Raw genomic sequence first — 16,605 nt, 5'->3', positions numbered from 1 at the left:
TCGTCGCAGGGGAAACGGTCACCGGGCAGGCCGCAGGCCGTGGCCGCGAGCTCCCCGGCGAGGTCGCCCAGGCCGTGCTCGGCGGCCTGCCGGCACAGCGCGCCGACGGTGGACCGGTTCGCCTGGTACCACCGCAACGGATCCGCCTCCGCCCCTTCCGGCACCCCGGCGGGCCGGTCGGGGCCGTGCGCCGCGGAGGAGTCCGCCCCGCGCAGGGCACGGTGCGCCAGGGCGACCAGGGCGAGCGCGGCCCTCGCCGTCCGGGACAGGGCCGCGGTGCGATCCGCCCGCGGTTCGGCCCTCTCCAGCAGTTCCCGCCCGTACAGCCGGACGAGTTCGTGCATGCGGTAGCGGGGCTGGCCCGCCTCGTCCAGGCCGGTCGTCTCCACCAGCCGGGCCTCCAGGAGTTCCTCCAGCGCCTCCTCGGCGGCACGGGGCGGCAGGTCGGTGAGCGGCGCGCATAACCAGTCGGAGAACTCCGACGGGGGCAGCAGGGCCAGCCGCCGGAAGAGCACGCGTGCGGCCCGGCCGAGTCCCCGGTAGGACGGTGCGAGGCTGGAGCGCACCTGAAGGCCCTCGTGGGCCAGTTCGTCCAGGCGGTGGCGCTCGTCGGCCAGCCGGGACGCGGCCTTGCGCAGCGCCCAGTGCGGTTTGGAGGCCAGTTTCGCGCCGAGGACGCGCACGGCCAGTGGCAGCCGGCCGCAGTACTCGACGAGTTCTCCGGCCGGGCCCGGTTCCGCTGCCACGCGCCGTTCACCCACCAGCCGGCCGAGGAGTGCGAGTGCCTCCCCCCGCTCGAACACCCCCAGTTCCGGCACGTGGAGGCCGGGCAGCGTGGCGAGGCGAAAACGGCTGGTGACCAGGACGGCGCAACTTCCCGTGCCGGGCAGCAGCGGCAGGACCTGCTCGACGTGCCCGGCGTCGTCCAGCACGATGAGCACCTGCCGGTCGGCGAGCAGACTGCGGAACAACTCCGCGCGTTCGTCCAGGGAGTCGGGTACTGCCGGGCCCTGCACCCCGAGTTCACGGAGGAACCGGGTGAGCGCGGCCTGCGGTGTCACGGGCCGCTCGCCCGTGCCGCGGAGGTCGATGTAGAGCTGACCGGCGCCGAACACCGGCCGCAGCAGGTGGGCCACGTGGACGGCGAGCGCGGTCTTCCCGGTGCCGGCCATGCCCGCGACCACCGCGACCGGCACCGGGCCGGGGCGGGGCACCAGCGTCCGGTGGAGCGTCCTGATCTCCTCTTCCCGACCGACGAAGTCGGCGAGGTCACCGGGGAGCTGACAGGGGCCGGGCAGGTGCTCCTGGCCGGTCCGGGCGGTGATCAGGCGCGGCGCCAGGGGCCCCTCCGTGCCGCGCAGGAAGCGGGCGTGGAGTCGGCGCAGTTCCTCCCCCGGTGCCGCGGCGTGTTCGTCCCCGAGCAGTTCCACCGTCTCCTCGTAGAGCCGCAGGGCGTCGGCCCGGCGTCCGACGTGGGACAGGGCCGTCATCAACTGGTGGCGGGGCCTCTCCAGCAGCGGGTGTTCCCGGACGAAGACCGAGAGTTCCTCGATGAGTTCCTCGTACAGTCCGAGACGGAGCTGGAGGTCGGAGCAGCCCTCGCGGACGGCGATCTTCTCTTCCTCCCAGCGGCGCACCTCGGGTCGCCAGGCGCGGCGGGTCACTCCGGAGAGCACCGGACCGCGCCACTGGACGAGCGCCGACCGGAGCAGGGCCAGGCTCTGCGTCAGGTCACCGGCGTCCGCCCGTTCCCGCGCCTCCGCGCGCAGGCGGCGGACGGTCATCGTGTCGAGCCGCACCCGGTCCGCTGCGAAGCGGTAGCCGGGCGGCCGGGTGACGAGCAGTTCCCGCCCGGCGCCGGCCCGTTCCAGTTTGCGGCGCAACATCGACACGCACACCGCGACCTGGTTCACGGGGTCGGCGGGCAGGTTGTCCTCCCAGACGGTCTCCGCCAGGTGCTCCACCGGCACGACTTCACCCGCGTGGAGCAGCAGAGTCCCCAGTACTGCCTGCAGCCGCGGCGCTGTGATCTGCACCTGGCGCCTGCGGACGCGGACGTCCAGCGGGCCGAGTATCCGCAGTTCCGGGAGCTCGTCCACGGTCGACAAAGGAACGACCTCCCCCGTAGCCGTAGGAGCGCGCCGCCGGACCCTTCACTGTAACGACGACCCCGACCCCATCAAGGAGGCGCAACGCGTCGTTCACCACGGGCGGCCGGAACCGGGCGTCCCACGGAGCGGGTTCAGCCGGACTGCCCGCGCAGCCAGGCGATCACACCCGGCGCGTCCTGGTCGGAGGGGAAGACCGGGTAGCGCACTTCGCGCACCACACCGTCCTTGAGCAGCAGGGTCTGCCGACGCAGCAGGGTCTTGCCCGCGACCGTGAACACGGGCAGCCGCAGGGCCCCGGCCAGCCGCAACGCGCTGTCGCTGAGCAGTTCGTACGGCAGGCCGAGCCGCTCGGCGGCCTCCCGCTGTTCCTCGGTGCTCTGGGTGCTGACTCCGTACACCGTCGCGTCCAGCGCCTCGAACTCCGCGAACGTCCGGGCGTAGGTCAGGCACTGCGGAGTGCAGCCCCGGGCTCCCGGTGTGGCGTTCCACTCGGCCTCGCCCCCGGGAGGCTCCTCGCCGGGCCGGCCGGTGCGCGGATAGCAGAACAGGACGATCCAGCGGTCCAGCGACTCGGCGGCCACGTCGTGCGCCGCGCCGCGGGTGCCGGGAAGCGGGACTCCGGGCACGGCCCGTCCCGGCAGGTGGTCGCACCCGCCGTCGTCCTGAGGAACGGGCAGGCCGGCGGGGAGGACGGTGGGGTCGTGAGGTGTCTTCATGTGACCCAGTCTCCTACGGGCTCCGGGTGGTCGCGCGGCCTGAGGCCCCCGGCTCCTCCTCGGGGTGCGCCGGGGCGCCCACGACCAGGCCGCGGTAGGCGATCATCCCGCTCACCACGCTGAACAGCGCAGCCACGGCGAAGCTGAAGCGCGCGTCGCCCCCGACCACGCCGGTGAGGCCGCCGAACAGCGCCGCGCCGAGCGGGTTGGCGACGAAGGCCAGGGTACGGGCGTTGGCCGTCACCCGGCCCAGGAGGTGGGGCGGCACCAGCTTCTGACGCAGTGCCCTGATGTGGACCGAGGCGAAGATGGACAGGGCGCCGTGCAGCAGGTTCGCCACCAACAGCAGCACCGGGTGCACCGACAGCGCGAAACCGAGCAGGGTGCAGCCGATCCCCACGACCGACCAGCCGATGAGCTTGCCCGGACTCGTCCGGGGCGCCAGCCGGTCCGCCAGGGCCGCGGCCAGGACCCCGCCGACGCCCGCCGCCCCCACGATGGCACCGGCCCAGGCCGCGGAGGCGTGCAGCCCCGTGGTCGCGTGGAAGACGACGAGCGTCTCGGCGGCGATGACGAAGTTCACCGCGGCCTGCACCGTGACGAGCCGGGAGATGAGCGGCTGGGAACGCAGGTAGCTCATGCCCTCCCGCATGTCGCGCCACAGGGTCGTGCCGCGGCCGGCGGCCTCCGCCGCGGCCGGCCTGCCGTCATCGGCCCCGGCGAGCTGCCGCAGCGGAAGGAGCGTGCTGATGGAGGCCGCGAAGGTCGCCGCGTTGAGCCAGATCGCCTTCTCGACGCCCACCCACGACATGAACCCGCCGATCATCGCGGGACCGAGCAGCACCCCCAGCTGACTGCTCATCTCGAGCCGGGCGTTACCGGTGACCAGCGCTTCGGGGCGGAGCAGTGACTGCACCGCCTTGGTCATCGACGTCTCGAACAGCACCCCGACCGCCGCCGCGAGGCACGCCAGCAGCAACAGCAGCACCGCGCCCCCCGCGACGTGCACGGTCAGCGGCATGAGCGCGAACAGCACGGCCCGGGCGACGTCGCACCAGACGAGCACCCGGCGCATGTTCCAGCGGTCGGCCAACGGTCCTGCCAGCAGCCCGACCAGCAGGTACGCCACGGTCCGCGGAGTGGCGGCGAGCGCCGCCAGCAGAGGACTGCCGGTGATCTGGAGCATGAGCAGCGGGACGGCGAGCAGGGCGGCGCCGTCGCCCAGCACCGAGACCGTCTGGCCGGCCCAGAGCAGCCGGAAGGCACCGGAGTCGGTGGAGCCTCCGGTCAGCGCCATGGGAACGCCTCCTTCGCACGGGACGGGGCGGCGGCCACCGGGGCCAGGCGGACCGCCGTCTGCGCGTGGACGGCGCGCAGCGCCTCGTCGGGGAACCGGAGCCCGTAGGCCGGCCGGGGGCGGGGGCGTCCGCGCGGCGGGAAGGAGTCGTCGTCCGGTTCCAGGACGCGGATCCGCCCCCCGCGCCGGACCCGAGCAGTGGGTCCTGTCGTCGAACGCGCGGCAGGTGGCGTCGCGGGACGGCGAAGTGCTCGCGGGCGTGCGGCGCCCGGTGGTGGTCGGCGGGGCGCGAAGGTGGAGTCCGTGCGCGGGCACGCCTCGCGCTCCGGTACGGAGACGTCGTTGCGGCGCCGGGCCTCCGGCAGGTCCGGGCGGGACCGCACGCCCCACACCGCCGGGCTGTGCGTGACGCCGACCGGGCCGGGGGCGCCGAGCGCCGCCGAGGTGGCCACCGCCGGGGCGTTCCGCTCCCGCGGCGGCAGGGCCGCGAACCCCGGCAGCGACGCCACCGCGTGACCGTCGCGGTGCAGCACCCCGTACACGGCCCGGGAGGACGTCGCGGCACCGGGCCCGCTCAGCAGGGCTCCGGTCGGTGAGCGCCGTGCCCCGGGCGTGTGCGGCGCGAGAGCGGCGGGACGGGAGGAGGAGCCGTCCCGATCGGTCAGGGCGCCCGCCTCCGGCGACGCGACGGCCGAGGACGAGGGGGAGGACGACATGGTCACCTTTCAGGGGCCGGTCCGTTCGCGGTCAGATCAGGAAGTCGCCGGGCCAGCGATGCCGCGGATCGCGGGCGAAACCGACCAGGGTCCCCACCGCTCCCGACCCGTCGACGGGCAGTACGGCGTACCCGTCCGCTTCCCCGACCGGCGCGTCCAGCGGGGCGTCGAGCCGGTAGACCGCCGAGGGGTGCAGCTCACCCAGTGGCGCGGAGCCGTCTTTCGCGGACCTGTCCGAGGCCGCGCCGGAGACCGTCCGCCAGCCGTGCAGACGCGTACAACTGCCGGGCCGGTCGTGCTCCCGCAGCAGCGCCGCCGTGACCCGCAGCCGCTCGGGGTCGGTGCCGACCAGCACCGTGCACCCGCCGGTGGCGCCGAGCACCCGGGCGGGACTCTCCCGCGTCACCGCCTCCGCCGTCCGGGGGTTTCCGGTGACCACGACCAGGTCGTCGGGGGCCGACCGCCGTACCGCTTCCGGCGCGCTGTCCGGACAGACCGCCAGCTCCTCGGACCGCAGGCCGGTCAGTGCCCGGATCCCCGCCAGGATTCCGGTGATCCGCCCCCGGTCGCCCTCGTGTCCCACCACTCGGGTGGGCGTGCCGCAGAGCGCGAACGGCAGTGCCCGCCGTACCGCGTGGACGGCGAGCCCGTGCGCGGGCAGCAGGACCAGGGCCCGCCCGCGCCCGTCCCAGGCCGGGGCCGGCGCCGGGGCGGCCCCGGCACGGGACCGGGCCCGGCGGGCGGCCCAGCCGAGCGTCATGGCCAGTTCGCGCGTGAGGATCCGCGGCCACTCCGCCCGCGCCACGCGCGGGTCCCGCAGCCGTGTGGCGAGCTCGGCCGGGATGCCGCCCTCCAGGAGGTCCGCGAGTCCGCGCAGCCTCCCCACCGGAGGGCCGAGTTCCAGTGGCAGCACCTGGCCCACCGCGAACGGGGAGCGTTCCGCTCCGGGAGCGGCGGCCGGTGGATCCACCGCGACCCGCTCAGGCGTCGACATGCCATCCGGCCCGCTGCAGCGTGGCGGCCTCACCGTGCCGGTAGTGCTGGAGGATCCCGTCCAGGAAGCTCCAGGCGAGCTGGGGGACCAGGGCCGCCGCGGCCACCGACTCGCGGGTGGGCGCGTGCCGCGTGGCGAGCAACCGCAGGAGTTCGCGGGTGTCGTCGCCGTGGCCGAGGCGGGTGTCCTCGGCGTCGTGCCGGCGCATCGCGGACACCAGCCGCTCGCTGTCGGGAAGCTCGCGGAACAGGGTCTGGTAGAACTGCTCGTGCCGCGAGTGCACGGTGTTCCCCGCCGCGGAGAGGGTCAGTTGGAGGAAGGCCAGCGCCAGGACGTACGCCTTCCAGTCGCGCTGGGCCAGCTCGCGCAGCGTGCCGACGAAGGCGACCGTGGTGGGCAGCGGTCGCATCCGGTCCGGGGTCAACCCGTGGTCCTGGTCCCCGCGGGCCTGCCCGATGCCGCGCAGGAACATCTTCCCGTGGTTGAACTCCTCGATCAGGTGCTTGACGAGTTCTCCCCGGATCACCGGGTCCGGGCAGCACGCCACGGCCCCGCCGGTGTGCTGCCAGATCCCGGCGACGTAGTGGTAGTTCTCCACCATCCAGCCGTGCACCAGGGGCAGTGTCGGCTCCTTCGTGAGCCGCTGCCACAGGGCGTGTCCGTCGATGGCGGTCATCCAGCTCTCGACGAGCTTCTCCAAGCCGACTTCGTCCGCCCTGCCGTCCCAGTCCCGGGCGGTTCGCCGGACGAAGTCCCGCGCGACGGCCGCCGGGCTGGACCCGGTGGGGCCGGCACTCTCCACGGCGCGCCCGGAGTAGGCGTAGGACAGTGCGAGGACCCGCCGCACGCCCGGCGAGCCGCTGCTCGGACCGTGCGCGTAGGAGGAGTAGACCTCGGCGGGCCACACCGGCAGGCCATCGACCTCCCCGCCCAGCACCGGCTCGGGCCCCTGGAGCGTCAGGCCGCCGGCCGCGCCCACCGTCTCCGCGGCCAGTCCCTCCTCGAAGGTGTCCAGCCAGCGCACGATCATCTCCGCGACCAGGCTGACCGCGTTGAGGCAGTCGGCGAGTTCCTCCGCGGGCACCACCTTCGCCGCCCGGACGGCGTCCCGCCAGTTGTTGCCGTGCCCGAGCCCCAGGTCGGTCTCCACGTGCTCGAAGATGGCGTCGACCGCCTCCTTGGGCAGCAGTCCGCGCTCGTGCAGCATCGTGTGCCATCCGGTGACGGACTTCTGGTCGCCGGCCGTGTACTCCAGCAGCCCGGAGCAGATGCCGGCGGCCAGCGGGCCGTAGGCCGCGACGGTGCGCATCAGGTGGATCCACTCGACCGTGACCGGAGAAGGGCGGGCCTGGCGAATGAGTTCCCGGGGGACGTCCAGCGCGGCGAGTCCGTTCTCGAAGTACGTGTCGTGGTCGGCCTCCTCGACCACGTGGTGGGCCTGTAGGCGCACGAGTTCGGACGGTCGCAGCGCGTCGGTGATGCCGCTGGCCATCCGGAAAGGCGCCGCCGCCAGATAGTGCCGTGACTCGAGCAGATACGAACGGACCGCGCTCGCCGTCTCACCCTCGCGGATGCGTCGCCAGACGGGGTGACCGTAGATGAATTCCAGGGCGGTGCGGTACTGGTCCTCCACCAGACGTTCCACATCGTCGGCCGGCATTCCGCGTTCAGCGGGACCGAGGCACAGGGGACGGCGGAGGGTCGCGGACAACCGCGCGTCACGGGCGGCGCCCAGCGGCAGTTCGGCCGAGTCGACCAGGAGGACGCGCCGTGCCTGGTCGGCGCTGGATCGGGCGAGGAAGGGAACCGTACGGCGAAGCGTGGACATATCGACACTCCCGCAGCCAAGTCGCAAGTGGTGGGCGGCACGGGAACCGGGGCCGCTCCACGAGCGGCCCCAGTCCTTCATCAGGCAGATGTCACTCGACGACAGCGGCCCGCAGGGCGGCGGCGGCCTCCTCGGCGCGCTCCTCGATCTCGGTGATCTCTCGCAGTTCCTCGACCGTGATCTGCTCAGCCATGGATTTCTCCCTTGGGTTCCTTGGTTCGGAAGGAGTTCATCTGCTTCAGGATGACGTGCAGGATCCCTTTCTCATCCCCTTGCCGGCAGCACGATGGTGACCTGCCGACTCAGGTGACGCAAGAAGATTTCAACGATCTTTCCTGTTTGGGTCCTTCGGAAATCGAAATGACAGAGGAGTGAAATGGGCCCGCGTGAAACGGTGTTCGTGAACGGCATGTGCGGCGGACGCGACTTCGTTTCGCGGTCGGCGACGGAAGGGCCCCGCCTCGCCCTCTCCGGGCCCCGCCCTCCGGTGCCGCGGTGGTCGCCACGTGGTCGTCGGGACACCGGAGCGGCGCCCCCGCCGCCCTCGCGACGCCGGAGGACAGTGCGAGGACGATGTGCGGGACGCGCAACGCGATGCGGGTTCGCCGGTGGGCCGTCGTCGGGGCGGTCGCGTCGGGTCGCCGTCCGGCGGGGTGGGCGCCTGGCGGGCCGGCGCGACGGCGAAGCCGTCTCCAGTAGCACAAGAATGCGTTCTTCAGCAATCCACTAAACCGGTTACTTAACTGCCGTACCAGCGTAGACAACGTTGTCGCCATCCGGCACAGTCGGCACCACGACCGCGCAGGCCACAGGATCGGGCACGTCGGGAGGTCGACGAGCGGACCGTCCGTGCGCGGTTCGCGTTCCGTTCCCGGGCCTGCGGTGAACACCTCCCCTCATCGCGAGAGCCGGCCACGTCCAAGGAGACAGCCATGCACAACCCCGTCGTGAACCGCCGTTCGTTCGTCCTCCTCGGCGCCACGGTCGCCATGGCGGCGGGCGCCGGGATGCCGACGGCCTCGGCGGCGGCCCCCACCGCGGCACCGGCCGGCGCGCCGATGCGCGTCCGGATCGTCGACGACAAGGCGACGAGCGCCACGCGCGCGCTGTTCGCGTACCTGATGCGGCAACAGGGCAAGGGCATCCTCTTCGGCCACCAGCACGCCCTGTCCTACGGCTTCACCTTCACCCAGCAGGACGGCAAGGCGTCCGACACGAAGGCGGCGGTGGGCGACCACCCCGCGCTGTTCGGCTGGGACACCCTGATCCTCGACGGTGACGAGCGCCCCGGCAGCAGGGACGCGACCGAGGCCGAGAACATCGCCGCGCTCACCCGGTGCCTCCGGCAGGCGGACGCCTGCGGTGGGATCAACACGCTCAGCGCGCACATGCCGAACTTCGTCACCGGCGAGAACTTCTACGACACGGGGGGCCGCGTCGTCAGCCAGATCCTCCCCGGAGGTGCGAAGCACGCGCGGTTCAACGCCTTCCTGGACCGCATCGCGAAGGCGGTCCAGGGCGCACGTCGGCCGGACGGCACCCTGATCCCGGTCATCTTCCGGCCCTTCCACGAGAACAACGGCGGCTGGTTCTGGTGGGGCGCCGGCCACACCACCTCGGCGGAGTACATCGAGGTCTTCCGCTACACGGTCGAGTACCTGCGGGACACCAAGGGCGTCCGCAACCTGCTCTACTCGTACTCGCCCAACTCCAGCTTCGGCGGCGACCCGACGGGCTACCTCAAGACCTACCCGGGCGACGGCTACGTCGACGTCCTCGGCTACGACGCCTACGACAACTCCGCCGGATCGGACGCCTGGCTGGAGAGCCTGGTGAAGGACCTGGCGATGGTGGTCCGCCTGGCCGAGGAGAAGGGCAAGGTCCCGGCCTACACCGAGTTCGGCGAGAGCGGGGAGGAGGGCCGCAACCCGCAGTGGTTCACGAGGCTGCTGGGCGCCATCAAGGCGGACCCGCTGGCCCGCCGGGTGACCTACATGCAGACGTGGGCCAACTTCGGGGGCAGCACCCGGTCCTACGTGCCGACCCCGGGCCACGCCTTGCACGCGGACTTCGTCCGGTACGCCCGGGACCCCTACACCGTGTTCGCCGGTGACCTGCGAGGCGTGTACGCCGCGCGCACCACCGCCGTCCGGAACGCCCCGTTCATGCACCTCGTGACCCCCACGGACCGGCAGCGCCTGACGAGCACCGGGAGCACCGTCCGGGTGCGGGTCACGCACGCGGAGGCGAGCCGGGTCACCTACTCGGTGAACGGCGGACGCTCCCGGCGGCTCCGCCTCGACGCCGACGGCTTCTACTCCGGTGACTGGTCGATCGACCCGGCCTGGCTGGACAACCGGTCGGTGACCCTCTCGGTGGACGCCCGGGTGAACGGCAAGACCCTCACCGACTCGGCCCTGGTCCTCCTCGGCGAGGTCGCCCCCCTGCCCGCCGGATGGATCGACGACTTCGAGGGGTACGCCGGGGACGACGCCACCCTCAGCGAGGCCTACAGCCACATCAACGCCAACACCACGACCCTGTCGGCCGACCACAAGGCCTCGGGCTCGTACGGGCTGGCCTACTCGTACGACCTCGGCAGCGCCGGGTACACCGGCATCGGCAAGTCGGTCGACGCGGACTGGACCGCCTTCTCGTCGTTGGTGCTGTGGCTGCGGGGCGACGGTTCGGCGAACGGCGCGACGCTCCAGGTCGTGTCCAGGGGCGCCTACTTCGAGTACGGGATCCCGCTGTCCGACACCAGCGGACGGGAGGTCCGGGCCCCGTTCAGCGAGTTCAGGCCCGCCCCCTGGGACACCGCGCACGCCGGGGCCGTGCTCGACGCCGCCCACCTCGCCGAGGTGACGACGTTCAACCTGTACCTCGGCCACAGCAGCGGCGCCCCGACCAAGGGGACCGTGTACGTGGACGACATCAGGGCCGAATGACCGCCGCCGCCCGCGACGGCCCCCGGAGACGGGGCCGTCGCGGGCGGGGAGCCCGGCACGGCGGGCGACGTCCGGCCGGGTCACGGCCCGGATCGCGGGCCGGTTCGGCCGGACGGGGACCCGGGGGACCGCCCACGCCCCCGCGCGGACCGCTGCCGGGCGCCGGGCGGAAGGACCGCCGGCAGTCGGCCGGACAGGCGGACCACGGCCGACCCGGTCGGTGCGGGGCCCGCTGCGCTGTGCCCGCGGCCACCACCGACGGCGGTCCGCCGACGGACCCGTTGAACGGACCACGGGACCGCGCCGGAGCGCTACGGGGTGTTCGGCGCGTCGGCCGTGGGCTTCGAGGAGACCAGGACGCCGATCTTGTCGATGCGGTGCTCGGGGTTGCCGCGGTCGTCGCGCCAGAAGTTGCCCGCGGCGTTGTCCTCGGGCGTCGCGCAGGTGGAAAGCGTGATCATCGCCTTGGTGGGCCTCTCCCCCGGCCGGCCCGGAACCGCGGCCCGCTGCTCGGTCAGGGAGCGCTCCGACCGGAAGGAGGTCTTCCTGGTCTCCGTGATCCGGTACTCGTGCACCACGCCGCCCGCCGTGACGAGGACCGGGTCGCCGGTGTCCAGGGACGGAAGGTCGCGCAGCGGCCCGCCCGCGGTGAGCCGGTGTGCCGTGACCAGGTAGTTCCCGATCTCGCCGGGGCCCACGCCGCCCTCGTCCCCGTACGGGCTGGCGGCGAGGCCCTCGTCCTGGATCCGCGTGCCGGCCCGGTCGTCGGTGGTGCCCTCGTACGGTACGACGCGCAGGTCCTCCAGGCCGATCTCCGGGATGGTGAGCAGGGCGGGCCGGGTACGCGCATCGCCCTTCGAGGGCGACGGCTCGGGCGGCGGCTCGACGGCGACGGAGGGCAGGGCGGTCGAAGTCACGGTCCCGACCGCGGTCGGGGCCGTGACGGACACGGTGGTGGGGGCGGCCGGGGTGGTCTGCGCGTTCGCGGAGGAGACAGCGGCGGGCACGACCGCCGGTCTGCCGTCGCCGCTCACCGGGGCGGGCCCGGCGGAGCAACCGACCAGGGCTCCCACGACGGCGGCGAGCAGCGCGGGGACGGTTGGGTGGTTCGGCATGGCGTTCCAGATCGACGGGCCGGGCGGTCACGTCACGCGGCAGGGGTGAAACCTGCGGGACAAACCGGCATCAATCTCGATTGTACGTTCCCATGACAGGGTCCCCGTGCGTGAGCCCGGCGGTCCGCAGGGCGCGGTGGCGTGCGGAAAGCGACGCGATCACTGCCCGCACAGTAGGCCGCGCCGACGGCTTCCGCCTCGCCCCGGTCCTGCCGGGCTTCGAGGCCGGCGCACCGGCGAGCACGGCCGCCACGGCGCGTCGCCCACCACCCACCGCCTTCCCGCCCGGCACCGGCACCGGGAGCGGCCGGGCCGGTGGCGGGCGGTGGGCGCGGGAGATCGCGGCTCGGAGCTCGGCGTGGCGCGCCGACGGTCGGCCGTTACCCGGGAGTGGGGGCGCCGAGCATCGCCGATGCCGCCTCCAAGGAGGCGGGGGCGGCGGGGACCGGAGCGGGGGCCGGGTTGCACGTGAAGCCGAGACGGGTCAGCGCGCGGGTCATCTCCCCGGCGGTGAAGTCGCGGCGGTCCTGCCGCGTGATGACCTCACCGACCTGCTTCACGGGGTAGCGGCGGCGTCCGATGGTCACGGATTCGCCGGTGACGGCTTCGGGCCTGACGCCCTTCATCGACTGCCGGACCTCGTCCTTGACGAAGTCGAAGGGGAAACGGGCGATGACACAGCGCATGGTGCCTCACGTGTTCGGAGGGGAACCGCACGGCGGGCGGAGCCCCGTGCGGGTCGGGCTGGAGGCGGGCGGCGAGCCCCCCTCGGGGCGGCCCGCCGCCGGCCGGGCCGGTGGTTACGCGGCCGCGCCGGCGCGCCCGCGGCCGCGCCGGGCGCGGCCGCGGGAGGAGGAGGCCCCGCGCGGCCGGTCCACGACCGGCGCGGTGATGACGACGGGGACGCCGGGAGGGCTCTGGGCCCCGGTGATCCGGCTCAGCTCCGCCTCGCCGGACCGGACCTGGGTGGACTGCGGGGTGATGCCGGCGTCCGCCATCAGTCGGCTCACGGTACGGCGCTGGTTGGGCAGGACCAGCGTCACGACGCTGCCGGACTCGCCCGCCCGGGCGGTACGGCCGCCGCGGTGCAGGTAGTCCTTGTGGTCGGTGGGCGGGTCGACGTTCACGACGAGGTCGAGATTGTCGACGTGGATGCCGCGTGCCGCGACGTTGGTCGCCACCAGCACCGTGACGTGCCCGGTCTTGAACTGGTTCAGCGTGCGGGTGCGCTGCGGCTGGGACTTGCCGCCGTGCAGCGCGGAGGCACGGACCCCGAGGGACAGCAGGTCCTTGGTCAGCCGGTCCACGGCGTGCTTGGTGTCCAGGAACATGATCACGCGGCCGTCGCGGGCGGCGATCTCGGTGGTCGTGGCGTGCTTGTCGGCGCCGTGCACGTGGAGCACGTGGTGCTCCATCGTCGTGACCGCCCCCTGGGACGGGTCGACGGAGTGGACCACCGGGTCGTGGAGGTAGCGGCGTACGAGCAGGTCGACGTTGCGGTCCAGGGTGGCGGAGAACAGCATCCGCTGGCCGTCCGGGCGCACCTGGTCGAGCAGTGCGGTGACCTGCGGCATGAAGCCCATGTCGGCCATCTGGTCCGCCTCGTCCAGGACGGTGACGCCGACCTGGTCCAGGCGGCAGGCGCCGCGGGCGATGAGGTCCTTGAGCCGGCCGGGGGTCGCCACGACGACCTCGGCGCCGGCGCGCAGCGCGCCCGCCTGGCGGCCGATCGGCATGCCGCCGACGACGGTGGCGAGCCGCAGGCGCATCGAGGCGGCGTAGGGGGTGAGCGCGTCGGTGACCTGCTGGGCCAGTTCCCGGGTGGGTACGAGGACGAGCGCCAGCGGCTGCTTGGGCTCGGCGCGCTGTCCGGCCGTACGGGCGAGCAGGGCCAGGCCGAAGGCCAAGGTCTTGCCGGAGCCGGTGCGACCGCGGCCCAGGACGTCCCGGCCGGCGAGCGAGTTCGGCAGCGTCGCCCCCTGGATCGGGAACGGCACGGTCACGCCCTGGGCACCGAGCGCCGCGAGCAGGGGCGCCGGCAGGTCCAGGTCGGCGAACGTCTCGGCGGGCGGGATCGCGGGGGTCAAGGTGACCGGCGGGGCGAACTCACCCGTCACTGCGGCCGCCCGGCGGCCGGGACCGCCGAAACGGCGCGAAGGGGCTGACCGGTGCTGGTCGCCGGAGCCGCCCCCGTAGGGGCGGGAGGAACGGGTGGAGCGGCGATTGTTCGAGCGGGATACGCGGTTCATGAAGAACCTTCCTCGATGCGGCGCGTATCCGGGAATTCCCAGCGGCGGGGCCGAGGGGGAATCGCAAGAACGGGCCGGAGAAAAGATGGGATCCGGACGGTGTGGAGAGAGCGCTGCGGGGGGCGGACACGCCCCGCACGGACAGGTCTCCCCGGGCTTCGGGGCCCGGGCGTCCGGTGAAAAGCAACGAGCTGGGGCCCGCACCCAAGGTGCGGGCCCCAGCTACGTGGTACGCGTCAGCGACGGCGTCAGGCCGGAACGATGTTCTCGGCCGTCGGGCCCTTCTGGCCCTGCGCGATGTCGAAGGACACCTTCTGGCCTTCCTGGAGCTCACGGAAGCCGGAGGCGGCGATGTTCGAGTAGTGGGCGAACACGTCGGCGCCGCCACCGTCCTGCTCGATGAAGCCGAAGCCCTTTTCCGCGTTGAACCACTTCACGGTGCCAGTAGCCATGTCATATCTCCTTACGGGGCAGTGCCCAGGGGCCCACACTGTGCGAGCCCCGAGTCGCCGCAATGATCGCCCCGTCCGGGAATGAAGACCGGCACACAAAAGCGCTCCCACCGGCACACAGGACGGTGGGGGCACTTGAAGTTTTTGGGAACCACAACTGCAACTGAAATAGACAGTAGCACGAAAAACAGGAGCAGGACAGGAAGACACTCGCCGGCCATTTCGCGGGGCGGAATTTCTGTACGCGCCGAAACAGATATTCGCTGTCGGCGCGGAAAAGTGCCGTGTGGTGACGGGGGACGTGCGGCCGCCCGCCGGGTCCCGGCGCGCCCCTGCGGCGGTTCCGGCCCGGTCGCCGGCCTTCCCGCGCGAAGGCCGCGGGAAGGCCGGCCGGCGAACGGACGCCGCCGCCTCCGCGGTCGGCCCGGCGCGGCGCACGTCCACCCTCTGCCGGGGGGCCGCTCGGCCGGCGGGCGGTGGAGCGCACCCTCGGAAAAAGATGGCATCTGCAGTCACCGCTCCAGATATTCGTGTTCGCCCTGTGCCGGTACCGGCGGCCGTGCCCTACCGGGGCCGCGTGAGCACCGGCCCCGTCGGCCCGGTGCTCACGCGGCTCTCCGCAGTGACTCGACGGCCCGGGACGCGCTCGCCACGCCGTGTCCCCGGTCGATCCGGTCTCGGGAGAGCGCGGGGAGGGGCGCGAGGAGAGCGGTGTCGATGTCCCGGGCCGTGGTGGCGTCGAGGACGTCGGCCGGCCCCACGGCGTTGGTGTCGAGGGGACCACGTCCGCACCGCGGCGAGGAGGGGGTACGGCGCAGGCGGTCGAGCCGGCCGCACGGGGCGGTCCGTGGCCTGCGCGTCCGAAGAAGGGGAGGGGGGTTCGTGCACGTCAGGTGTCGAAGAGGGCTGGTCGGCCCGGTGGGCGTGGCGGGCCGTGGGAGCGGGCCGCCGGACCAGGGCGTGGGCCCGGGCCGCCTCGGCGGCCGTGCCGGGCGCGCCGATCACGGCGGCGTCGTCCGGTACCGGCTCCTTCCCCGCCTCCGGCACGTGGCGCGGGACGCGCCGCGGCAGAGCGGGGACGAACGGCGGCTGCCCGCGGTGTCCCCTCCCCCGCGCCCGGCGGGGAGCCGGCGCGTGCGCGCCCGGTGCGGCACGCCGCGGCGGCCCGCCGCCCCGGCATCCGGGGCTGCCGGGGCGGCGGGAGGCCCGAGGACCTACCGATCGCTTCCCCACGCGGTACGTAGTGGCCCGTAGTGAGCACGGGTTGAGCACGGATCGGGCAGTCAAGTGAGCACGTCTTCGCGGTGTACTACCCACGTCGGTTGATCGGGGTGCGCGTCTGAGGCCGTACACCCGTCGGCCGGCGAGCCGGGACGAGAGCGCCCCGGCGGAATCGGGAACACGGAAAACGGGAGTCAGTGAACATGCGAAAGCATCGCGCGCGGTGGGGTCTGCCGAGGATCACGCGGAGCACGGAGTCGTCGGGCCGCCTCCGGAGGCTCGCGGTGGCCGCAGCGGGCCTCGCGCTCACGGTCGCGGGCACGGGGATGATGGCCGGAACGGCACAGGCGGACGGAGCGTTCACCCGGTACGCGAACATGAACTCGGACAAGTGCCTGGACGGCAACGCGGCCGGTGACGTGTACGCCAGCACCTGCCAGTCCTTCAACCCGTGGATGACGTGGGCCCAGCAGTACGACAGGGGCTGGTGGGTGCACGGTGCCACGGGACGCTGTCTGGACTCCGACAGGTACGGCAAGGTCTACACGAGCCCGTGCCAGACGGGCAACCAGCACCAGCAGTGGCAGCACATGGGGTCCAGCGTCTACATGAACCGGGCGACCGGCCTGTGCCTGGCGAACAGCCTGGGAAGCAGCGTGGTCTATGCCAAGGGCTGCGACATCCGCGACCCCAACCAGCGGTGGGAGGACCAGTGACGCCGAACGGCGTCCCCCACCGGGCGGGGCGACGGCCGGGAACCGCGTGCGAAGACGGTCGGGCCGGCGGGCCGTGGCCGGACGCCTCACCGTGAGCCCTCCGGCCGCGGGCAGGACGCGCCGCCCCCGCTGACGCCCCGGGCGGGAACCGGTGGCCGGCCGGCAGCGGGAACCGGTGGGACTCGGGCGGCGTGCCCCACGGGGCCCGCACCGGGGCCACCGGGCGGTGCGACCCGAGCCGG

12 protein-coding genes are annotated in these 16,605 nt (G+C 73.4%); 2 read left to right on the top strand and 10 right to left on the bottom strand.

The annotated features are described in order from the left end of the window. The 6 genes from RND61_RS26410 to RND61_RS26385 all read right to left on the bottom strand — a co-directional run. On the bottom strand, nt 1-2,099 hold a 2,099-nt coding region (locus RND61_RS26410), incomplete at its 3' end, for an AfsR/SARP family transcriptional regulator (protein ID WP_315880613.1). A gap of 143 nt (nt 2,100-2,242) precedes the next feature. Beyond that, a complete protein-coding gene (locus RND61_RS26405; RefSeq protein WP_315880612.1) occupies nt 2,243-2,827 on the bottom strand; it encodes a redoxin domain-containing protein in 585 nt (194 codons plus the stop codon). 13 nt (nt 2,828-2,840) lie between these two features. After that, entirely contained in the window at nt 2,841-4,124 is a 1,284-nt protein-coding gene (locus RND61_RS26400) for an MFS transporter (RefSeq protein WP_315880611.1), read from the bottom strand. Further along, a complete protein-coding gene (locus tag RND61_RS26395; protein ID WP_315880610.1) occupies nt 4,115-4,840 on the bottom strand; it encodes a hypothetical protein in 726 nt (241 codons plus the stop codon). Before RND61_RS26395 ends, RND61_RS26400 begins: the two co-directional genes overlap by 10 nt. A gap of 31 nt (nt 4,841-4,871) precedes the next feature. Then, nucleotides 4,872-5,834 carry a hypothetical protein gene (locus RND61_RS26390; RefSeq protein WP_315880609.1) on the bottom strand — a complete coding sequence of 321 codons (963 nt, stop codon included), beginning with the start codon at nt 5,832-5,834 and terminating at the stop codon, nt 4,872-4,874. Then, nucleotides 5,821-7,662, bottom strand: coding sequence for a thiaminase II/PqqC family protein (locus RND61_RS26385; protein ID WP_315880608.1), 1,842 nt, complete (start codon nt 7,660-7,662; stop codon nt 5,821-5,823). Before RND61_RS26385 ends, RND61_RS26390 begins: the two co-directional genes overlap by 14 nt. A gap of 932 nt (nt 7,663-8,594) precedes the next feature. Between RND61_RS26385 and RND61_RS26380 the strand changes: the two genes are divergently transcribed. Further along, nucleotides 8,595-10,610 carry a glycosyl hydrolase gene (locus RND61_RS26380; protein WP_315880607.1) on the top strand — a complete coding sequence of 672 codons (2,016 nt, stop codon included), beginning with the start codon at nt 8,595-8,597 and terminating at the stop codon, nt 10,608-10,610. A gap of 311 nt (nt 10,611-10,921) precedes the next feature. On the opposite strand, the gene RND61_RS26375 is transcribed toward RND61_RS26380, so the two are convergent. From RND61_RS26375 to RND61_RS26360, 4 genes are all read right to left on the bottom strand, one after another. Continuing rightward, nucleotides 10,922-11,725: a class E sortase gene (locus RND61_RS26375; protein WP_315880606.1), complete on the bottom strand. Its 804-nt coding sequence runs from the start codon at nt 11,723-11,725 to the stop codon at nt 10,922-10,924. Nucleotides 11,726-12,105: 380 nt separating this feature from the next. Then, nucleotides 12,106-12,411 (bottom strand): SCO5918 family protein, encoded by a 306-nt coding sequence (locus RND61_RS26370; RefSeq protein WP_315880605.1) that lies wholly within the window; start codon nt 12,409-12,411, stop codon nt 12,106-12,108. 114 nt (nt 12,412-12,525) lie between these two features. Next, complete coding sequence (locus RND61_RS26365) at nt 12,526-13,974, bottom strand: DEAD/DEAH box helicase (RefSeq protein WP_315880604.1); 1,449 nt, start codon at nt 13,972-13,974, stop codon at nt 12,526-12,528. Nucleotides 13,975-14,222: 248 nt separating this feature from the next. Further along, nucleotides 14,223-14,426: a cold-shock protein gene (locus RND61_RS26360; RefSeq protein WP_315880603.1), complete on the bottom strand. Its 204-nt coding sequence runs from the start codon at nt 14,424-14,426 to the stop codon at nt 14,223-14,225. A 1,505-nt stretch (nt 14,427-15,931) separates the two neighbouring features. On the opposite strand from RND61_RS26360, the gene RND61_RS26355 reads away from it, so the two are divergent. After that, the gene (locus RND61_RS26355; RefSeq protein ID WP_315880602.1) at nt 15,932-16,363 is read left to right on the top strand and encodes an RICIN domain-containing protein; all 432 of its coding nucleotides are present in this window, start codon (nt 15,932-15,934) and stop codon (nt 16,361-16,363) included. Nucleotides 16,364-16,605 lie beyond the last annotated feature (242 nt).

Origin of the sequence: Streptomyces tamarix (assembly GCF_032423885.1) — a bacterium.
Lineage (GTDB): Bacteria > Actinomycetota > Actinomycetes > Streptomycetales > Streptomycetaceae > Streptomyces > Streptomyces tamarix.
Note: the sequence above shows the minus strand (reverse complement) of the source record. Positions and strands in the feature narration are given on the sequence as shown.